The 19,411-nt window shown below is 62.9% G+C and carries 20 protein-coding genes, 2 pseudogenes and 1 riboswitch; of the genes and pseudogenes, 8 read left to right on the forward strand and 14 right to left on the reverse strand.

Translation table 11 applies throughout. From position 1 onward, the window contains the following. Together EN969_RS01585 and coxB are read right to left on the reverse strand one after the other, a co-directional pair. Positions 1-171, reverse strand: a pseudogene (locus EN969_RS01585) (cytochrome c oxidase subunit I); the annotation flags it as partial. A 38-nt stretch (positions 172-209) separates the two neighbouring features. After that, complete coding sequence (gene coxB / locus EN969_RS01590; protein WP_032809847.1) at positions 210-1,226, reverse strand: cytochrome c oxidase subunit II; 1,017 nt, start codon at positions 1,224-1,226, stop codon at positions 210-212. A gap of 259 nt (positions 1,227-1,485) precedes the next feature. On the opposite strand from coxB, the gene EN969_RS01595 reads away from it, so the two are divergent. Together EN969_RS01595 and tldD are read left to right on the forward strand one after the other, a co-directional pair. Then, complete coding sequence (locus tag EN969_RS01595) at positions 1,486-2,040, forward strand: invasion associated locus B family protein (protein ID WP_013532781.1); 555 nt, start codon at positions 1,486-1,488, stop codon at positions 2,038-2,040. Between the two features lie 157 nt (positions 2,041-2,197). Beyond that, the gene (tldD, locus tag EN969_RS01600; protein WP_024503610.1) at positions 2,198-3,610 is read left to right on the forward strand and encodes a metalloprotease TldD; all 1,413 of its coding nucleotides are present in this window, start codon (positions 2,198-2,200) and stop codon (positions 3,608-3,610) included. A gap of 23 nt (positions 3,611-3,633) precedes the next feature. Here tldD and EN969_RS01605 read toward each other — a convergent pair whose 3' ends face one another. Next, positions 3,634-3,927, reverse strand: a complete 294-nt coding sequence (locus EN969_RS01605; RefSeq protein WP_063167679.1) for a hypothetical protein — start codon at positions 3,925-3,927, stop codon at positions 3,634-3,636. A gap of 41 nt (positions 3,928-3,968) precedes the next feature. Here EN969_RS01605 and EN969_RS01610 point away from each other — a divergent pair, with 41 nt between their 5' ends. Both EN969_RS01610 and EN969_RS01615 read left to right on the forward strand, forming a co-directional pair. Further along, positions 3,969-4,124, forward strand: a complete 156-nt coding sequence (locus EN969_RS01610) for a hypothetical protein (RefSeq protein ID WP_244514273.1) — start codon at positions 3,969-3,971, stop codon at positions 4,122-4,124. A gap of 198 nt (positions 4,125-4,322) precedes the next feature. After that, positions 4,323-4,982, forward strand: a complete 660-nt coding sequence (locus tag EN969_RS01615) for a transglutaminase-like cysteine peptidase (protein WP_063167678.1) — start codon at positions 4,323-4,325, stop codon at positions 4,980-4,982. A 16-nt stretch (positions 4,983-4,998) separates the two neighbouring features. Here EN969_RS01615 and EN969_RS01620 read toward each other — a convergent pair whose 3' ends face one another. Next, positions 4,999-6,240 carry a class I SAM-dependent RNA methyltransferase gene (locus tag EN969_RS01620; RefSeq protein ID WP_063167677.1) on the reverse strand — a complete coding sequence of 414 codons (1,242 nt, stop codon included), beginning with the start codon at positions 6,238-6,240 and terminating at the stop codon, positions 4,999-5,001. After that, entirely contained in the window at positions 6,237-7,001 is a 765-nt protein-coding gene (locus EN969_RS01625; protein ID WP_063167676.1) for a TlyA family RNA methyltransferase, read from the reverse strand. Before EN969_RS01625 ends, EN969_RS01620 begins: the two co-directional genes overlap by 4 nt. Positions 7,002-7,327: 326 nt before the next feature. On the opposite strand from EN969_RS01625, the gene EN969_RS01630 reads away from it, so the two are divergent. Next, a complete protein-coding gene (locus tag EN969_RS01630) occupies positions 7,328-8,323 on the forward strand; it encodes a sterol desaturase family protein (RefSeq protein WP_063167675.1) in 996 nt (331 codons plus the stop codon). Next, positions 8,320-9,471: a GNAT family N-acetyltransferase gene (locus EN969_RS01635; RefSeq protein WP_063167674.1), complete on the forward strand. Its 1,152-nt coding sequence runs from the start codon at positions 8,320-8,322 to the stop codon at positions 9,469-9,471. The genes EN969_RS01630 and EN969_RS01635 overlap by 4 nt, the downstream gene beginning before the upstream one ends. Positions 9,472-9,559: 88 nt before the next feature. Here the strand turns inward: EN969_RS01635 and EN969_RS01640 are convergent, their stop codons facing one another. The 6 genes from EN969_RS01640 to EN969_RS01665 all read right to left on the reverse strand — a co-directional run bounded on the left by EN969_RS01640 (position 9,560) and on the right by EN969_RS01665 (position 14,576). Beyond that, positions 9,560-9,853 (reverse strand): hypothetical protein, encoded by a 294-nt coding sequence (locus EN969_RS01640; RefSeq protein WP_024503606.1) that lies wholly within the window; start codon positions 9,851-9,853, stop codon positions 9,560-9,562. A 148-nt stretch (positions 9,854-10,001) separates the two neighbouring features. After that, the gene (gene dxs / locus EN969_RS01645; protein ID WP_063167673.1) at positions 10,002-11,915 is read right to left on the reverse strand and encodes a 1-deoxy-D-xylulose-5-phosphate synthase; all 1,914 of its coding nucleotides are present in this window, start codon (positions 11,913-11,915) and stop codon (positions 10,002-10,004) included. 142 nt (positions 11,916-12,057) lie between these two features. Next, entirely contained in the window at positions 12,058-12,978 is a 921-nt protein-coding gene (locus tag EN969_RS01650) for a pirin family protein (RefSeq protein WP_063167672.1), read from the reverse strand. 39 nt (positions 12,979-13,017) lie between these two features. Beyond that, positions 13,018-13,284 carry a DUF2277 domain-containing protein gene (locus EN969_RS01655; RefSeq protein ID WP_013532791.1) on the reverse strand — a complete coding sequence of 89 codons (267 nt, stop codon included), beginning with the start codon at positions 13,282-13,284 and terminating at the stop codon, positions 13,018-13,020. Positions 13,285-13,394: 110 nt separating this feature from the next. After that, a complete protein-coding gene (locus EN969_RS01660) occupies positions 13,395-13,646 on the reverse strand; it encodes an exodeoxyribonuclease VII small subunit (RefSeq protein ID WP_013532792.1) in 252 nt (83 codons plus the stop codon). A 3-nt stretch (positions 13,647-13,649) separates the two neighbouring features. Then, the gene (locus tag EN969_RS01665) at positions 13,650-14,576 is read right to left on the reverse strand and encodes a histone deacetylase family protein (protein WP_063167671.1); all 927 of its coding nucleotides are present in this window, start codon (positions 14,574-14,576) and stop codon (positions 13,650-13,652) included. A 121-nt stretch (positions 14,577-14,697) separates the two neighbouring features. After that, positions 14,698-14,878: riboswitch (cobalamin riboswitch) on the forward strand. 110 nt (positions 14,879-14,988) lie between these two features. On the opposite strand from EN969_RS01665, the pseudogene bluB reads away from it, so the two are divergent. Beyond that, positions 14,989-15,606: pseudogene (gene bluB / locus EN969_RS35770) on the forward strand (5,6-dimethylbenzimidazole synthase); the annotation flags it as partial. Positions 15,607-15,728: 122 nt separating this feature from the next. On the opposite strand, the gene EN969_RS01675 reads toward bluB, so the two are convergent. After that, positions 15,729-16,712, reverse strand: coding sequence for a hypothetical protein (locus EN969_RS01675; RefSeq protein ID WP_063167669.1), 984 nt, complete (start codon positions 16,710-16,712; stop codon positions 15,729-15,731). 284 nt (positions 16,713-16,996) lie between these two features. Beyond that, on the reverse strand, positions 16,997-17,605 hold the full coding sequence (locus EN969_RS01680; protein WP_013532796.1) for a TetR/AcrR family transcriptional regulator: 609 nt from the start codon (positions 17,603-17,605) through the stop codon (positions 16,997-16,999). 120 nt (positions 17,606-17,725) lie between these two features. Here EN969_RS01680 and EN969_RS01685 point away from each other — a divergent pair, with 120 nt between their 5' ends. Further along, a complete protein-coding gene (locus tag EN969_RS01685) occupies positions 17,726-18,949 on the forward strand; it encodes an MFS transporter (protein ID WP_063167668.1) in 1,224 nt (407 codons plus the stop codon). A 37-nt stretch (positions 18,950-18,986) separates the two neighbouring features. On the opposite strand, the gene EN969_RS01690 is transcribed toward EN969_RS01685, so the two are convergent. Further along, positions 18,987-19,411: GNAT family protein (locus EN969_RS01690; protein ID WP_164758125.1), on the reverse strand; the 425-nt coding region annotated here is incomplete at its 5' end.

Here is a 19,411-nt window from a genome sequence, read left to right on the forward strand (position 1 = left end):
CTGCAGTTCCATGCGGATGGCGACCGACAAGGCGCCGCCGATGATGCCGGCCATGATCGCGAAGATCAGGTAGAGCGTGCCGATGTCCTTGTGGTTGGTCGAATAAACCCAGCGCACCCAGCCGTGATAAGGCTTGTGGTCGTGCCCGTCGTGAGCTGCAGCGTCTGCCATGTTCCGCTCCGTTCCCTAAATCTTGCTAACCCGCGGCATCAGTTGCCGGCGGCCGCTACCTTGTTCTGGCCGTCGACCTCGGCCATCAGCGTCTTGTTGGCGCCGGGCAGATCGGTCTTGGCTGCCGCCAGCCAGGTCTTGAACTGCGCATCAGAGACGACGCGGATGGCGATCGGCATGAAGGCATGGTCCTTGCCGCAGAGCTGCGAGCACTGGCCGTAAAAAATACCTTCCTTCTCCGCCTTGAACCAGGTCTCGTTGGTGCGACCCGGAACGGCGTCGATCTTGATGCCGAACGACGGCATGGCGAAGGAGTGGATCACGTCGGTCGCGGTGACGAGCACGCGGGTCATGGTGTTGACCGGCACGACCAGCTCGTTGTCGACGGCCAGCAGGCGCGGGTAGACCTTGCGGTCCTCCTTGCCGGCAGCGGCGCGTTCGGCGTCCTGGAGGATCGCGGAGTTGAAAGAGAGCGTGTTGTCGGTCTGGTACTCGTAGTCCCAGTTCCACTGGTTGCCGGTCGCCTTGACGGTCAGCTTTGCTTCTTCCGGCGGCGTGTATTGCGCGGTCAGCAGCTGGAACGAGGGGATAGCGATGAGGAGCAGGATGACGACAGGTCCGATCGTCCAGATCAACTCGATCCACGTGTTGTGGCTGGTCTTGGACGGAACCGGGTTGGCGCTCGCGCGGAATCTGATGATGCAATAGGCGAGAAGAATCAGCACCAGGATGGTGATCGGGACGATGAACCACATTGTGTAGTTCCCGAACCACTCGATCTGCCGCATCATGTCGGTCGCCGGCGCCTGGAAGGTTGTCTCCCAGTTCTTGGGCTGGTCGGCATGGGCGGATGCGCCGGCGAAAAACGTGATAGCGGCACAAGCACTTAGAAACTTGGCACTTGCTGGAACCTTGGCGTTTGCCAGGAAATTTCTCATCGCCCTCATCGTCTCCCAGTTCCTCGCTGTGGTACCCACGAGAATAACGAACAATGCCGGGACGGGAATCCCGACAGTTTCAAGCTGGTTCAAACCATACTCTTTTTCCCTCCGCAAGAAAGGAGCGGACGAAACCGTGCGGCATTTTTGCGCGCAAGCCCGGATGTGCCTTTGGAGGCAGCCGCGGCAGCCCCGAATCGCCTACATTGAACCCACAGCGGCATTCCCGCGGCGCGCACGTGCCGAACGTCGCAATTCGGGCGAAATTGGCAGGGAAAAGCGCCGTATTGGCTTTTTCGGGGCAGACCTGGTGCGGTCTCGTCCTTTACTTGGCTTTGGCGCGGCTTAAAGTGCCGTGATTCGCAATGGAGCCGTCATGAATTACTGGCTTTCGAGAAACTCTCGGTTTTCGAGAAACTGGGCGAAGGTCATCTTTTTCGCCGCCCTGTCTGGCATCGGCTTGTCCGCGATCGTGTCCGGCACGGCGAACGCCGCGCAACCGAGCGGTACCGTTCGCTCGACGCATGGCGCATGGTCGATCATCTGCGACACGCCGGCCGGTGCCACCTCGGAACAATGCGTGATGATGCAGAACGTCGTCGCCGAGGACCGTCCGGAGATGGGACTGTCGGTCGTCGTGCTGCGCACCGCCGACAACAAGGCGGAGATCCTGCGCGTTCTGGCGCCGCTCGGCGTGCTTTTGCCCAACGGGCTTGGCCTCAATGTCGACGGCAAGGACATCGGTCGCGCCTATTTCGTGCGCTGTTTCCAGGACGGCTGCTATGCCGAGGTTATCCTCGAAAAGCCGCTTCTCGACACGCTGAAGACCGGCACGTCGGCCACCTTCATTGTCTTCCAGACCCCGGAAGAAGGCATCGGCATCCCGGTCGACCTCAAGGGTTTTGCCGACGGCTTCGCCGCCCTCCCCTGAAAGCCCGGCGACATCACCGGCTTCATCAACCAGAAGTGACGTCGACGGTCTGCTGGCAAACCGCTTTTGTCTTCACAATGCGGCTGAGCGATTGTCTCGGCGCACCTTCGCGCCTACATCGTGGCAAAGACCCATTCCTCCTGTGAACGGACGCGCCATGAACAGCCTGATCGGCCAATTCGACATTTCAGACGATCGCATCAAGCAGATCGTCGCCGAAACCATCAACGGCGCCGATGACGGCGAGCTGTTCCTCGAATACAGCGAGAGCGAAGCGCTGATGTTCGACAATGGCCGGCTGAAGACCGCCAACTTCAACACCGACCAAGGGTTTGGCCTGCGCGCGGTTGCCGGCGAAGCCAGCGGCTATGCCCATTCCAGCGATCTCTCCGAAGCTTCGCTGCTGCGCGCGGCCGATGCCGTTTCGACCGTCAAGGGCGGCTATTCCGGCACGCTTGCCGCCGCACCCGCCCGCACCAACCGCCATCTCTATGGCGAAGAGAACCCGATCCCCTCGCCCTCCTTCGAGGCCAAGGCAAAGCTCCTGCAGGAAATCGACGCCTGGCTGCGCGCCGAGGACCCGCGCGTGCGGCAGGTTTCGGCATCGCTCGCCGCATCCTGGCAGCATGTCGAGATCGTGCGCGCCGACGGCCAAATGGTGCGCGACATCCGCCCGCTTGTCCGCGTCAACGTCTCCGTCGTTGTCGGCAATGGCGACCGCCAGGAGAGCGGCTCCTACGGCATGGGCGGCCGCAAGGCGTTTGGCGAATTCCTGGTCGAGGACAGCTGGAAGCACGCCGCCAAGGAGGCGCTCAGGCAAGCTCTGGTCAATCTTGAGGCGATACCGGCGCCGGCCGGCACTTTCGACATCGTCTTGTCCAGCGGCTGGCCGGGCGTCATGCTGCACGAGGCCGTCGGCCATGGGCTGGAAGGCGATTTCAACCGCAAGAAGACCTCGGCCTTCGCCGGACTGCTCGGCCAGCAGGTCGCCGCCAAGGGGGTGACCGTCGTCGACGACGGCACGATGCCCGAGCGGCGCGGCTCGCTGACAGTCGACGACGAAGGCACGCCTTCGGCCCGCAATGTGCTGATCGAGGACGGCAAGCTGGTCGGCTACATGCAGGATCGCCAGAACGCCCGGCTGATGGGCATGAAGGCAACCGGCAACGGCCGCCGCGAAGGCTACGCACACCAGCCGATGCCGCGCATGACCAACACCTATATGACGGCGGGCGACATGGAGCCGGACGAAATCATCGCCTCGGTCAAGAACGGCATCTATGCCGTCTCCTTCGGTGGCGGCCAGGTCGACATCACCTCGGGCAAATTCGTGTTCGGCTGCACCGAGGCCTACATGATCGAGAACGGCAAGGTGACGCAGCCGATCAAGGGCGCGATGCTGATAGGCAACGGTCCGGACGCCATGCATCGCGTCTCGATGATCGGCAACGACATGAAGCTCGACACCGGCATCGGCATGTGCGGCAAGGCCGGACAGGGCGTGCCGGTCGGCGTCGGCCAGCCGCATCTGCGCATGAACCAGATGACGGTGGGCGGCACGCGGGTCTGAGCGAACGGCCCCGATGGCCGGGCTTATGCCTTGCCGATAGACCGGCGCGAAGTCGTGTAGAGAATCAGGAAGGCGATGACGCCACCGATCGCATATTTGACCCAAGCACTCAGGTAGTCGACGGTCCCGTCGTGGCCGGAGACATACAGCGCAGCTGCGACAAACGTCATGGCTGCGATGCCAAGTGCATAGGACGGCAATAGCCCGGTTCGAGCGATCTTTCGCAAAATCCAGGCGACGAGCGCACCCGAGAGCGCCATCATGAGAGTTGCGCCGGCGCTTACGTTATGCGGCGCCTGACATCGCGCTGCGGACATTTGGCGGGCTCCCAACAGTAGAGGTCGCGGACAGCGCGGTGGTGTCGTCCGCACTCGACCTCGCAAAGAAGGGAATGGATTTCGCAGATGCTCTGCATCTGGGGAAATCAGCTCATTGCGCTGGCTTTGCAACCTTTGATCGTAATTTCCTCAAGGCTGCAAAGACGGCGGGATATGACAGCTTGCAGGAAGCATGACAAAGGTCCGTCGCTGGCGCCCTGATGGTCGAGTCAGACCGAATGCGCCCGCTGATGCTTGCGTTTTCCAGTTTGAATTCCCGGCTGCACCTTGAAGTGAACACAATCGGCATTAGGAAATTGTTAGGTGTTTAACTGCCTGGGCTGCCGTTTCCGCACGAACGCAGTGCCGGCCTTCTGGTTGCGGTGGTGTTGGCAATGCGGCATTTCCCCGGCGTCCTGACCTCCTCTTTCCTGCTTGGCTTCGTTTCGTTGATTGGCGCGACATGGTTGCAAGCCAGTCCGGCGGCGGCACAGTCGACATTGTTCAAGTCGCGATCGACGCAATCTGCCGCAATTGGTGGAAGCACCAGCGTCCCCTACGGTTGGGTCGATTTCTGCCATCGCCGGCCAAAGGAGTGCAAGGTGCCCGCTCTGCCGGCCGCGAATATCAAGCTGACCGCGCAGAACCTACGCATCCTCAAGCGGATAAATCACAAGGCGAACAGCGCCATCAAACCCGTCAGCAATTTCGATCACTGGGGTACGATGGCGGATCACTGGGACTATCCGGTAGACGGTAAGGGCGACTGCAAGATCTACGCGCTCTACAAGCGCAAGCTTCTTCTGGCAGCGGGATTCCCCCGGCAAGCGTTGCTGATGACCGTGGTGCGCGACCTGGACAATGAAGGCCACACCATTCTGACGGTGAAAACCGACAAGGGTGATCTTGTCCTGGACAATCTGGTCAATGAGATCAGGCCCTGGAATGCGACGGGCTATTACTTCGTGAAACGTCAGTCGCAGCAGAACCCAAACACCTGGGTGTCGATCAACCAACGCGGCGGCACGTCGAAACGACTGTCGCCAAGTTCGTAGGGCCGAAGCCTCCAGGCTATCGCCGCTTCTTCGGCTTCTCCAGCAGTGCCACCGCTTCGACTTGCGGCGACCACAGGAACTGGTCGATCGGCGTCACGCTCTTCAAGGCGTAGCCGCCGTCGATGAGGATGCGCAGGTCGCGAGCCAGCGTCACCGGATTGCAGGATACCGCGGCAACGTAGGGAACATCCGAGCGGGCGATCTGCTTCGACTGGTCCTCGGCGCCGGCGCGCGGCGGGTCGAACACCACACCGTCGAACGCATTCAACTCCTTGAACGTCAGCGGCCGGCGGAACAGGTCGCGGCGTTCGCCCGTCACCCGCTTCAAGCCGGTGGCGAAGCGCGATCCACGGTCGAGCGCTGAAAGCGCTGCCGCATCGCCTTCCACCGCATGGACTTCCGACTTCGCGGCCAGGCGCAGAGCAAAGCTACCGCAACCGGCGAAAAGATCCGCCACCTTCTTGGCACGCTTCAGATGTCCGCCGACGATGTCGGCCATCGCCTGTTCGGCGGCCTCGGTTGCCTGCAGGAACGCGCCCGGGGGCAAGGCGACAGCGACGCTGCCGAACATGACCACCGGCTTTTTCGGCTCGATAATGATTTCGTCATCGATGGACAGCCTGGCAAAGCCCTGCGCCATGACGAAGTTAGCCGCGATCCGGCGCTGGTGCTCCCCGAGCTTGCCGGATTCGTGAACCGCGACATCGAGCCCCGAACCGGTCACGGTGACCGCCAGCCGGAACGATTTGGCGGTTGCGCAGACCAATTCGGCGAGCGCCTTCAAGCGATCGAGCGCGGCAACGATCTCCGGCAGCGAGATCGGGCATTCCGATATGGCGACGATCTCCGGCGACAGATGGCGATGGAAGCCGAGCAGCATGCCTGTCTCGGTGCGCCGGGCGGCAAGCACGACACGGCGGCGCGTCTGCGGTGCGCAGGCGACCAGGTCACCGATCTCGCAATCGATGCCCTTGCCCTTCAGGATGTGCGCCACTTTTTCGCGCTTCCACTGGCGATAGGCTTCGGCTTCGAAATGCTGGAGCGCGCAACCGCCGCATTCGGTGAAGTGGCGGCAGGCGGGATCGATGCGCAGCGGCGATGCTTCCAGCACCGCCATCAGCATGGCGCGATCCCTTTCGCGCGCGGCGGTGACCGTTTCACCGGGCAGTGTGAAGGGAATGAACAGATCGCCTGTCTCGGTCTCGGCGACACCGTCGCCCTGGGCGCCAAGTTTCCTGATGCTGAAGCGCGCGCTCATCGGTCCTTGATCCCACCGAGCAGGAATTCGCGATTGCCGTCGCCGCCATCGATCGGCGACAGATGCAGCCCCAGCGAGCGCCAGCCGGGAACGGAGTCCAGCCAATCCTGCAGCAGGCCGGCGACACGGGCGGCGTCGAAGGGATCCTTCAACAGACCACCCTTGCCGATCGCTTCCCTGCCGGCCTCGAATTGCGGCTTGACCAGAAACATGGCCTTTGCGCCAGCCTTGGCCAGACCAAGGGCCGGCGGCAGCGCCAGTTTCAGCGAGATGAAGCTGACGTCGGAGACGATGAAATCCGGAATACGCCCGCCGAGATCGGTGACGGCGAGGTCGCGGGCGTTCAGCCCTTCGATCACCGTCACACGCGGGTCGCCGCCGATATCAGGATGCATCTGGCCATGACCGACATCGACGGCGGTGACATGGGCCACGCCGCGCTCGAGCAACACCTGGGTGAAGCCGCCGGTCGAGGCGCCGATGTCGAGCGCTTCACGGCCGGCAGGATCGAGGCCGAAATGATCGAGCCCGCCGATCAGCTTGAGTGCCGCGCGCGACACATAGCCTTGCGCCGGATCATCGATGGTAACGTGACATTGCGGCAAAACGCTCTGGCCGGGCTTGCGCGCAATGAGGCCGTCGACGGTCACAGTGCCGCGCTCGACCGCGTCGCGGGCACGCGAGCGGCTGGCAAACAGCCCGCGCTGGACGAGCAGGTCGTCGAGCCGCTGGCGTGCGCTGGCTGGCAGAGGCGAATTCATCGGCCTTCATGGCGAAAGCCGACGACGATGGCAAGAGCGCCAGCTGGAAGCATTTCGTCTCCCGTTCCCATCATCACGCTCAGCATCTTGCACGGCGACGATGGTGAGGCGTCCCGTCCCGCCGACCATCCTTATGAATACCCATGCGTTACGCCCGTTGAGACGGATGACCGCCGAAGCATGAGGTCTCACCGCCTGCGGGTAAATACCAACAATCTAGAAAGCCTCATGATTTCTTAACCAATTTTCATCGCATTTGCTTGAGGACTTCAATGTTATGACCGCGACGACGGGAAAACCCGGATGAAGAGGCGGCAACTTTGGAAATGGCCAGCGACATCGTCTACAAGGTTCTTGACCGGATTTCTGGCGCCGGCCTGCTGGCGACCGGACTTCTGTTGCTGACTGCTTTGGCCAGTGCCCTGGTCGCCTATTGGCGCACGGTCGAGAAAAAGAGCTGGAAAGAGTTCTTCGAGTTCGCGGTCCCGCATGAGGTCATCACGCATCCTTCGGCGAAAGCCGACCTTTTGTTCTGGGTGACGCGGAAGGCGCTGATGCCATTCCTCATGCTGCCCGCCGGCGTCGTCTTCGTCAGCGCCGTCGGCTATGCGACGAACTGGTTGCTCTCCACGCTGCTGGCAATCCAGCCGCCTCTGATCGAGGGGCCGGCGGGGCCTGTGACGGTGACGATCTTCACCCTCACCATGCTGCTTGCCTACGACATTTCGTACTATCTCTATCATGTCGCCCAGCACCGCTACCCGGTGCTCTGGGAACTGCACAAGGTGCACCATTCGGCCGAGGTGATGGTCGGCATCACCAAGGATCGCGTCCACCCGCTCGACGAATTGATGAACCGGGCCTGGGACGGCGTCATTCCCGGCATCTGCGTCGGCATCTGGTCGCTGGTGTCGCTGAACCTGGTTGAACTGACGGTCTTCGGCGTCAACGTCTACATCATACGCAACATCCTGATGATGGATTTCGTCAGGCACACGCATTTCAAGATCTCGTTTGGGCCGTTGAACAATCTGATCCTGTGCCCACACTGGCATCAGTTGCACCACAGCACCGACCCGCGCCATTACGACAAGAACTTCGGGCTGCTCTTCTCGTTCTGGGATCGGCTCTTCGGAACTCTGTGCGTTCCGAAACCCGACGAGGACTTCAAGTTCGGTTTGATCGAACGCAACGTGCGCGACTACCAGTCGCTCGCAGGCCTCTATGTCATGCCGCTGCAGCGGATGTGGCGGCAGATCGCCAGACATTTCCGCGCCGACAAGCCCGAGCCACAGCAATCGCCGCAGGGGGGCAAGCCATGAACGGACCGGCCGTGTTTCGGATGCAGCAAGCGCACCGGATCGAAATTGCAACCTCGCCAGAGCGACTGGCAGAAATCGCGCCCGCCTGGGCAGCGCTCTGGCAACGCGCCGGCGGCCTCGTTTTCCAGCATCCCGACTGGATCTCGGCCTGGTGGCACACCACACCGCATCAGGACCGCCGCGGCCTCAGGATCGGCCTGGTCTGGAGCGGCGAGCGCCTCGAGGCGGTCATTGCGCTCGCGACCTTCTGGCGCTCGGGCATCCGTATGCTGGAATGGGCGGCGAAGGATCACTGCGACTATGGCGATGTCCTGCTTGCTCCCGATGCAGAGCCACAGATCCTGCCGCAACTCTGGCAACATATCCTCGACGATAGCGGCTTCGATCTTGCGTATCTCAATCGGCTGTTGCCCGATGCTCGATTCCGGACCCTGCTTGGTCCCGCCGCCCCAGGCCAGGGCAGCATCTTGCAGCCGAGCCACCGCAGCGAGGTCAGCTACCGAGTTTCCAGCGCCGGACAACGCGGCGCACAATGGTTTGAAAGCCAGTCGAAGAAAACCCGGCAAAACTATCGCCGTGGTTACAAATTCATGGAGGAAGGCGGCGCGCTGCGTTTCCGCCTGATGGATGCGCACGAAGCCCGCGAGCCGGTGCTGGAACGCGTCGCCGCGCTGAAACGGCTATGGCTCGCAAAACACGGCCGCGTTTCGGACCTGTTCGACGAAGGTTCCCCCGCGCTGCCGGCACTGATCTCCGTTCTGGCCGGGCTTGGGTTGCTGCGCATCTTCGTGCTCGAACGCGAAGACGAGATCATCGCCATATCGATCAATTTCGAGCAGCATGGAACCATGATGGCTTTCGTCACCACCTATGATCCGGCCTTCGAACGGGCCTCGCCGGGCATGGTCTTGATGATGGATTACATCCAGTGGTCGTTCGACAGGGGCTTGACCACGATCGATTTTCTCTGCGGCGGCGAGGATTTCAAGCGCCGCTTTGCGACGCATTCGGTGATCTTGTCGTCAGTGGTGGGTGGACGAAACCTGCGCGGACGCCTTGCCGCCCTGGCAGACCGCGCCCGCCACGCGGCGCAATCCTGGCGCCCCGAGAAACCGGCGCAACAAGCGGAGCTGGTGGCGGCGGAGTAGCAGTGCCGACGCCTTTAGATCACCCGCACAGCGGCAAAGCACGATGAAACGATCGGGCAATCCCGATCAGGGCTTGCTGGTCTCTAGCTCAGAATACGCTTCGCGAAACCGGGCGCTCGACGGCCGGAGACAACCCATCCGCACGCCCTCCCGACGCTTGCTCGCGTGAAGGCTCGATGGCAACCGCAGGTGCGGGAACGGGGGCCGGCAGAACCACCAGTTGCGGCACCTGCTTGAAGGAAAAGCCGCCGCGGATGTCGCCCATCTTGCCGGCGACGATGCCCATGGCCGCCTTTTCGAGGCTGCGATCATAGCGCGTTTCGGCTGTGGCCGGCGCGACGATGACGGCGCAAAGCGCTGCGCCGCACAGAAGCGTTTTCATTGTTGCTGTCTCCCTGCCTGATCACGATCTAGCAGGGCGCCGTTGAAAAACGGCCAAGAGACACGGTAAGCAAAGCGCCAAACGGCAGCGTAAACAACGCGTTAAGAACGTTGGCCGGCAAACTGATTCAAGTCACTGAGACTTTGATTCAGGCGCGCTGGGCGCGAACCGTATGCCCGAGCGCGACGAACACGGTGCGCACGATGCCGGCAGCATCGAGCCCGGCATCGGCATACATCTTTTCCGGCTTGGCGTGGTCGGTAAACACGTCGGGCAGCACCAGCGGGCGCACCTTCAGGCCGCTTTCCAGCAGGCCTTCATGGGCGAGGAACTGCAGCACATGGCTGGCGAAGCCGCCGACGGCGCCCTCCTCCACCGTCACCAGAACCTCATGCGAGCGGGCCAGCCGCCGGATCAGATCCTCGTCGAGCGGCTTGGCGAAACGGGCGTCGGCGACCGTGGTGGAGAGCCCGGCAGCCCCTAGCTCCTCGGCGGCGATCAGGCAATCCTGCAGCCGTGTGCCGAAGGACAGCAATGCTACCTTGGTGCCCTCCCTGACGATGCGGCCCTTGCCGACTTCGAGCACGGAGCCACGCTCCGGCATGTCGACGCCAACGCCATTGCCGCGCGGATAGCGAAAGGCGATCGGGCCGTCATCATAGCTTGCCGCGGTGCGTACCATGTGGCGCAGCTCCGCCTCGTCGGCCGCCGCCATCACCACGAAGCCCGGCAGTGTCGCCAGGAAGGTGGTGTCGAAGGCGCCGCAATGGGTGGCGCCATCGGCGCCGACGAAGCCGGCGCGGTCGATGGGAAAGCGCACCGGTAATTTCTGGATGGCGACGTCGTGGACGACCTGGTCGTAGGCGCGCTGCAGGAAGGTGGAATAGATGGCCGCGAACGGCTTGTAGCCTTCGGTGGCGAGGCCGGCGGCGAAGGTCACCGCGTGCTGTTCGGCGATGCCGACATCGAAGGTCCTCGACGGGAACGCTTCGCCGAACAGGTCGAGGCCGGTACCGCTCGGCATGGCTGCGGTGACGGCGACGATGCGGTCGTCCTCGCGGCCCTCCTGGACCAGGCTTTCGGCGAACACCTTGGTGTAGGCCGGTGCGTTGGCCGGCGCCTTGGCCTGCGCGCCGGTGATGACGTCGAACTTGTTGACGCCGTGATATTTGTCGGCGGCGGCTTCCGCCGGCGCATAGCCCTTGCCCTTCTGGGTGACGACATGGATGAGCACCGGGCCTTCGCCATTGTCTCGGACATTTTTCAGGACCGGGATCAGATGCTCCAGATTGTGGCCGTCGATCGGGCCGATGTGATAGAAGCCGAGTTCCTCGAACAGCGTGCCGCCGGTGACGTAGCCGCGTGCATGCTCGACCGCCCTTGTGATCGCACGATCCGCCCGCTTGCCGAGATAAGATGTCAGTTTTTTGCCGAAATCGCGCAGGCCGATATAGGCCTTGCCGGAGGCCAGCCGCGCCAGATAGGCGCTCATGGCGCCGGTTGGCGGCGCGATCGACATGTCGTTGTCGTTGAGAATGACGATCAGCCGTGCATCGAGCGCGCCGGCATTGTTCATCGCCTCGTAGGCCATGCCGGCAGACATGGCGCCGTCGCCGATGACGGCGATGACATTGTTGCGGCCGCCGGAGAGATCGCGGGCCGCGGCCATGCCGAGGCCGGCCGATATCGATGTCGAGGAGTGGGCAGCGCCGAAGGGATCGTACTCGCTCTCGGCGCGGCGGGTGAAGCCGGACAGGCCGCCTTCCTGGCGCAGCGTGCGGATACGGTCGCGGCGGCCGGTCAGGATCTTGTGCGGATAGGCCTGGTGGCCGACATCCCAGATCAGCCGATCATCGGGGGTGTTGAAGACATAGTGCAGCGCCACTGTCAGCTCGACCACGCCAAGGCCGGCGCCCAGATGACCACCCGTGCGGGATACCGCGTCGACCAGCTCGGCGCGAAGCTCGGACGCCAGTTGCGGCAGCTCACTCTCGGCAAGCATGCGCAGGTCGGCCGGGATGCGGGCCTTGTCGAGAAGCGGCGTATGCGGCGTTGCGTTCACGGTGCTCAGGCTTTCGGTTGATGGGCGAAATAGGCCGCCGGCCGGCGAAAGTAAATGCGTGTCAGTGACGCGGATCAGACTGTGGTCTTTTGCTTCTATGCAGGTCGTTTCCCCAAAACCGGGCCACTTTGGGCGACAGGCATCAGCTTTCCGGCAGCGGAATGAACTCTTCCTCGTCTCCTGGAACGATGTCGAAGCGGCCTGTCTTCCATTCCTCTTTCGCCTGTTCGATACGCTCTTTCGACGACGAGACGAAATTCCACCAGATGTAACGCTTCGAACCAAGAGAGGCGCCGCCGAACAGCATGAAATGCGCCCCGGTCTGCGACGACACGACGATCTCGTCACCGGGACGGAAGACCAGCAGCCGTTCGGCTGGGAACACATCGCCCGAAATCGAGACCTCGCCTTCCAGCGTGTAAATGGCGCGCTCTTCCGCATCGGCAGGGATTTTCACGCTGGCGCCGGGCGCCAGGCGCAGGTCGGCGTAGAGCGTCTCCGAATCGGCCCTGACCGGGGACCGTAATCCTTGGAAATCGCCGATGATGAGGCGCCCGTTGACGCCTTCGGCATCAATCTCGGGAAGCCTGAGCGCTCCTGTGTTCTCGAACACAGGAGCCACCTCTTCCTTGTCGTCCGGCAGCGCCAGCCATGTCTGCAGGCCGGATACCGACATCGGCGCGCCACGCAGTTCCTCCGGCGTACGCTCCGAATGGACGATGCCGCGGCCGGCGGTCATCAAATTCACGTCGCCGGGCTGAATGACCATTTCGGTGCCGAGGGAGTCGCGGTGCCGGATCTTGCCGTCGAACAGATAGGTGACCGTCGACAGTCCGATATGCGGATGCGGACGGACGTCCAGCGCCTGGCCGGCCCGCAGGATCGCGGGACCCATGCGGTCGAAGAAGATGAACGGACCGACCAACCGCCTTTTTGCCGTTGGCAGGGCACGGCGCACCTGAAAACCACCGATGTCCTTGGCGTTCGGAATGACCATCAATTCGATCTGATCGCTGGCGAACGCATCGCCCACCTCAGGGTCTTTCCCGGGGAAGAAGCTCATGGACTCTCCTTGTCGGTGGTCGAAGGCCGCCTGGCCGCATCAGGCAAAGCGGATGGCCGCCTTTGCCCGCAGCTTGGCCGCCACCTCTTCGCGATTGCGCGGATGCTGATGGGTTTCCAGGGAATCGAGCAGTTCGCGCGCCGAGGCCGCGATGGCGTCGACGGCATGATCGAAGGCGTGCTGGTTCTGCTTCGAGGGTCGCGTCGTTCCGCTCAGCTTGCGGACGAACTGAAGGGCCGCGTCGCGCACCTCGTCATTGGTTGCCGGCGGATCAAAATTGAACAGGGTCTTGATGTTTCTGCACATCGCTTCCGTATCTCCTCTTGTCCTTGAGCTGTTTCAATCGCAACGAGTTATATCCTCGATCATGATCATGTCCAAAAACCGGTGAGGCGAGGCCATCGTTCGGACCGGCCTCAATCCGCGTCGAGCGGCTCCGTTCCAACCGGCTTGCCGTCGCGCGACAGCCTGATCTTCTCGACCTTGTCCTCGGCGGCCTTCAGCAGCCGGTCGCAATGCGCCTTCAGCGCCTCGCCACGTTCATAGATCCTGATCGACTGGTCGAGCGGCACGTCGCCACGCTCCAGATCATCGACGATCTTCTCCAGCGCATCGAGTGCCTGCTCGAAGCTCATCGCCTTGACGTCTTCGTTGGTCTCACCAGCCATCGTTCATCCTTTCATCAGTCGCCCGACATGGGCGGCGACCGAAAATGCCAATCCCTGCAGATCGTAGCCGCCCTCGAGCAGGCTGACGAGCCGGTTGCCGCTGTGGCGTGCCGCGCGCTGCATCAGCTGGCCGGTCGCCCAATCGAAATCATCCTCGGTCAGATTGATCTCGGCCAGCGGATCGCGGTGGTGCGCGTCGAACCCGGCCGAAATGATGATCAGGTCGGGCGCGAAATTGTCGAGCGCGGGCAGGACGCGCGACAGGAAGGCATCGCGAAACACTTCGCTGCCGGTCTGCGGCGCCAGCGGTGCGTTGACGATGTTGCCGGCGCCCGTTTCGGTCTTCGCTCCGGTGCCGGGATAAAGCGGCATCTGGTGTGTCGAGCAATAGAGCACCGAGGGATCGTCCCAGAAAATATCCTGCGTGCCATTGCCGTGATGCACGTCCCAGTCGACGATGGCAACGCGCTCGACACCGTGTTTCTTCTGCGCATAACGCGCCGCGATCGCCGCCGTGTTGAACAGGCAGAAGCCCATGGCCGTGGTCTTTTCGGCATGATGGCCGGGCGGCCGGGCGGCGACGAAGACGTTGTCGGCGCGGCCCGAAAAGACATCATCGACGGCGGCGTTGGCGGCGCCGATCGCGGTGATCGCCGCTTGCCAGCTCTTCGGACTGGCAGTGGTGTCGGCATCGATGCGGGCAATCCCCTCGTCGGGAATGGCGGCGCGCACGCGGGCGACGAAATCGGCGGGATGCGCGTAGAGGATGGTGGCCTCGTCGCCTTCCGGCGCCTGGATACGATCGAGCCCGGCAAAGGCTTCCTCGTCGAGCACGCGCTCGATGGCACGCAGGCGGTCGGGCCGCTCGGGATGTCCGGGCGGCGTGAGATGCTCGAGGAAGATCGGATGCGTGTAGAGACGGGTGGTCATCGTCCTAATCTAGTGACCCGGATCGACAAAGGCCATGCACGGGCGGCCGATGACTGGGGAAAATCGCGCCTGCGTCCATTCGTGTCGCCGCAGGCATTGGCCTCGCCGGCGCTTCGGCGTAAAGTCCTTGGCACTGCCTGGTGCCCGCCGCAAGCGGGAGAATCGGGAACACGGTTGAATTCCGTGGCGTGCCCAACGCTGTGAGGGGGACCGCGCCGGTAAATGCCACTGTCGATGACGGGAAGGCACCGGACGCGGGTTGATCCCAAGCCAGAAGACCGGCCTGGCAGGCATCGTCATCCGCATGGTCGGGCGGGTGGCATCAGAGCGACGTGCGTCCATTTGGACGCACAAAGTACGCTCTGACCGTTTTGAATCTGCAATCGCAAGGGGACAAGCGATGCCGGAACATATGACCGCTGCCATTGACGATGGATTCGACCAGAATGCGCGCGATGCGGTCTATCGCGCCATGTTCACGCGGCGCGACGTGCGCAGCCATTTCCTGCCCACCGCGATCGATGACGACGTGCTGGCGCGGCTGCTGCTTGCCGCCCATCACGCGCCATCGGTCGGCTTCATGCAGCCATGGAATTTCATTGTCATTCGCGATGCCGGACGACGAGCGGAGGTGCGCGACCTGTTCCTGGCCGCGCGCGAGCAGGAACTGCCGGCGATCGAGGCGGAAAAACAGGCGCTGTACCGCAAGCTCAAGCTGGAAGGCATCTGCGAGAGCGCGCTCAACATCTGCATCACTTGCGACCGGCAGCGCTCGAAGGGTTCGCCGCTGGGACGCTGGCACAATCCGGAGATGGATCTCTACAGCACCGTCTGCGCGGTGCAGAATTTCTGGCTGGCCGCGCGTGCCGAGGGCGTTGGCGTCGGCTGGGTGAGCATCATCGAGGCTGAGGCGCTGAAGCGGCTGTTGGCCATTCCGGATCACGTAACGCCAATCGCCTATCTCTGCGTCGGCCGTGTTTCCGAGTTCGCTTCCAAACCGGACCTTGAAACGCATGGTTGGGGACGGCGGCTGCCGCTGCCGGAACTGATCATGAGCGAGACGTTTTCCGGGCAAGGCGAGACACAGCTCAAGTCCACCGTGGCGCGCCTCAACACCGTTTCTGCCTCACCAGACACCACCTGCCCGGCCGATCAGGGTGTGGCGCCGGCCGTACCCCAGCGCGAACCGCCGAAGGAGGCGAGCGCCTTGTCCTTGAGCTCCCTGAACTTCGACGACGCCTCGGCCAACCGGGCGTCCCAGGCCGGATCCGGCACCTGGCCCGCGATGGTCTTGAAATAGACCTGCATCAGGCAAGCGATGGCGAAAGGCTCGATGAAGGCCGCCTTGAATGCCCAGGCGAAGACGATGGCGAGCACGAAGGCCCAGCCGGCGAGCTGGCCGGGCATCAGGAACAGAATGGCGCCGGCAGGCGCCAGCATCATCAGAAAGATGACGAACGACACGCCCCACATGATGACCGCCAGCCAGACGGCGTTCTTGACCATGACCTTGCCGTTCTGGGCATAGAGCACGACGCCTTGGCGCGCCGTCTCGAAGGGTGAGGCTGAATTGATGCGGATGTTGTAACCGAGGATGATCTCGTCGACATAGGTCAGCGACAGGCGGATCACCGTGTTGATGAAGGAGACCAGGCCGCTCAGGCCCGGTATCGGCAGGAAGGCGGCGATACCGCCGAGCAGGCCGGTGATGGCGCGGATGGCACCCTTGACGAGCTGGTCGACGACGAAAAGGATATTGGCCTCGGCAAAACGCTGGGTGACGACATCCCTGGCGTAGGCGATCTGGTCCTGACCGCCGGGAATGTCGCGGCCGTCGATCAGATGAACCATGACGGCGATGTGGCCGGCCTTGACGATATAGAGGATGTATTCGCGGATCCAGTAGACCGCGATCGAGACGATGCCAAACCCGACCACGCCGCCCCACAGGGCAAAGGACATGGGCCCGTCGGGATCGGTGGAGATATGGCCGACGCCATAGCCGACCGAGGCACCGGTGCCGGTCGCCATGATGTAGGCCAGCGTGATGCCGAAATAGACGATCATACGAAAGACGATGAACGGCCAGGTCCGCATCATGATGGACACCGACCGGCCGATCTCGAAATCCCACATGTGCCCCTCCGCCTCAGAGATGGTGGAAGAGGATGAACTCAACCCGGCGATTGTCAATTGCCGGCCCTGGCACCACAGGGCGACGAATTCTGGGCAACGGTTTTCTTTCGCAGCCTTTCGCCGGCGCATTGTCTGACGGAGCATCAAACGAAAAACCCGCCTGTGCGGCGGGTCACCGGCGCAAATCAGCACCATGGACGAATATGTACCTTAGCTGAGGGCAGGTGTCAAGAAAAAATTCCTATCGGGAACAGCTGCCGGCACGAAAAGCTCCGGTGGGAACTTCAATTCGACTGCGGATCCGGCTTCTTGAGCAGGCCTTCGAGCAGTTGCTTGAACGCCGTCACCACCTTCTTGGACGTCGCTTCGGGGTCGTCCGAATTGGCGATCCGTTGCGCTGCCTGGCTGCTCGCTCCGTTGATCAGTCGCGAGGCCGTCTCGGGGTCGAGGCTCGAGACAACGACCCCCTCCTCCTGCAGCGCGGTCAGATGGTCGGTCATTGACACGATGCACGCACTGGCATTCGGCCATTGCGCTGGATCCCCCAGCACGGCCGGGCCATCCCGGAACATGATGCGCTGGATTTCCGGCTCCAGCGCCATCTCGATATAGGTCGAGCACTCGTCGACGAAATGCTGCCAGCGGGTCGGCGCTCTCGACGCGACCTCATTGATGCGCGCCGCCATTTCGCCGTCGATCTGGGCTATGACCGCCTGCAGCAGCCCCTTCTTGTCGCCGAAATGATGATAGAGCGCGCCGCGCGTCAGCCCGGCCGAAGCGGTGAAATCATCCATCGAGGCTTCCGCATAGCCTGTTGTGCCGAAGGCATGGCGGGCCGCCGCGATCAGCTTTGCGCGCGTCTCGGCGATCATCTCCTTGCGGGGTCTGTGCATGGCTTCTGGCCCTATTCACATACGTAACGTATGCCAATTGACATACGCGGCGTATGCTCTATTTAACAATCATACGCTTCGTATGTAATTGCCGAATCGTCCTTTGTCGAGGAACCACCCATGCAAAATCCCTATGCGGAAATCTTTCGTGCCCCCGGAACCAAGGGCTTTGCGGCCGCCGGATTCATGGCGCGCCTGCCGATCGCCATGGCGCCCATCGGCATCGTGGCGATGCTGTCGCAGACGCGTGGCGAATACTGGCTGGCCGGAGCCGTCTCGGCAACATACGCGCTGGCCAACGCTTTCGTTGCGCCGCAGATATCCAGACTGGTGGACCGCCTGGGCCAGACACGGATCGTCGTGCCCACCACCATCATCGCGGTGCTGGCTTTCGCCGTCCTGATAGCGGCGGCCAACCAGGACTGGCCGGTGTGGACGCTGTTCGTGTCGGCCTTACTGGCCGCGGCCATGCCAAGCATGCCGGCGATGGTGCGGGCGCGCTGGACAGAGATTTTCCGCGGACGGCCGCAGATGAACACCGCATTCGCCTTCGAGTCCGCGGCCGATGAACTGGTCTATATCGCCGGGGCATCGCTATCGGTCGGTCTCAGTGCTGCCCTGTTCCCGGAAGCCGGCGTTCTGGTGAGCACATTATTTCTCGCATTCGGATCAGCGGCCTTCATCCTGCAACGCTCGACGGAGCCGCAAGTGCGGCCGGTGGACCATGGCTCAAGCGGCTCGGCGATCCGCCTGCGGCCGGTTCAGATCATCACCTTCGCCCTGATCTTCATCGGCGCGACCTTCGCGACGACGGAAGTCAGCACCGTGGCGATCACCAAGGAGCTTGGCCAGCCCGGCGCCGCCAGCCTTGTCATCGGCGTTTATGCGCTGGGATCGTTCGTGCTCGGCATCATCGTCGGCGCGCTCAGCCTGAAGGCGCCGCTGCAACGCCAGTTGGCCATCGCAGTCGCCCTCGTCGCGCTCGGCACGCTGTTGCCGCTCACCGCCGACACCGTGCCACTGCTGGCGCTGACCGTGTTCATCAGCGGCGTGGCGATCTCGCCGACCTTCATCACCGCCTTCGGCCTGATCGAGCGGCATGTGCCGGAGGCGATGCTGACCGAAGGCATTACCTGGGTCATGACCGGCATCGGCATCGGCATGGCGCTCGGCTCGTTCGCGGCCGGCGCGGTGGTCGATGCGTTCGGTGCCCAGAACGGGTTCTGGGTCTCTGTGGCTTCAGGCACGATCGCGCTGGCCACGGTGCTGCTTGGCCAGCGCAGCCTTGCCACGGCTGAGTGCGAGACGGACGGATGCGAAGCAGCCGCGATTGCTGCGGAATAGTTCCGGCGCGCCCGGGCCTTAGGCCGGGCGCGCCGCTCTAGGCAGCCGGGCCTGAAATATTGACTCTTCTTGGGTGCGCCAATGCCAAAACTATCGTTGGCGCCCCGTGCAGAATCACCTCTTTTTCGAAGACGAAGCCACATTTCTCCAGCACCCGTCGCGAAGCCGGATTGGCGGGGCGGACGAGGCCGACAACCCGATCGGCACGCAAGGGGCCGAACGCGGTGCGCAGTGCTTCCGTCACCAATTCCGTGGCATAGCCATGTCCCCAGCTCGCCGGATGAAGATGATAGGACAGGTTCAGACCGTCGAAATCCGCCGATACCGTGACGCCGCCGAAGCCGACCAGCTTTTCATCCGCCTCGACCGCCCAGCGGCCAAAGCCGTGCTTGTGCCAATGACCGATGTCGCGCGTCAGCCGCGCGGCGCTCTGCTGGGCTGTATCCGGGACAGGGCCCGGAC

Origin of the sequence: Mesorhizobium sp. M7A.F.Ca.CA.003.01.2.1 (genome assembly GCF_003998945.1) — a bacterium.
GTDB lineage: Bacteria > Pseudomonadota > Alphaproteobacteria > Rhizobiales > Rhizobiaceae > Mesorhizobium > Mesorhizobium ciceri.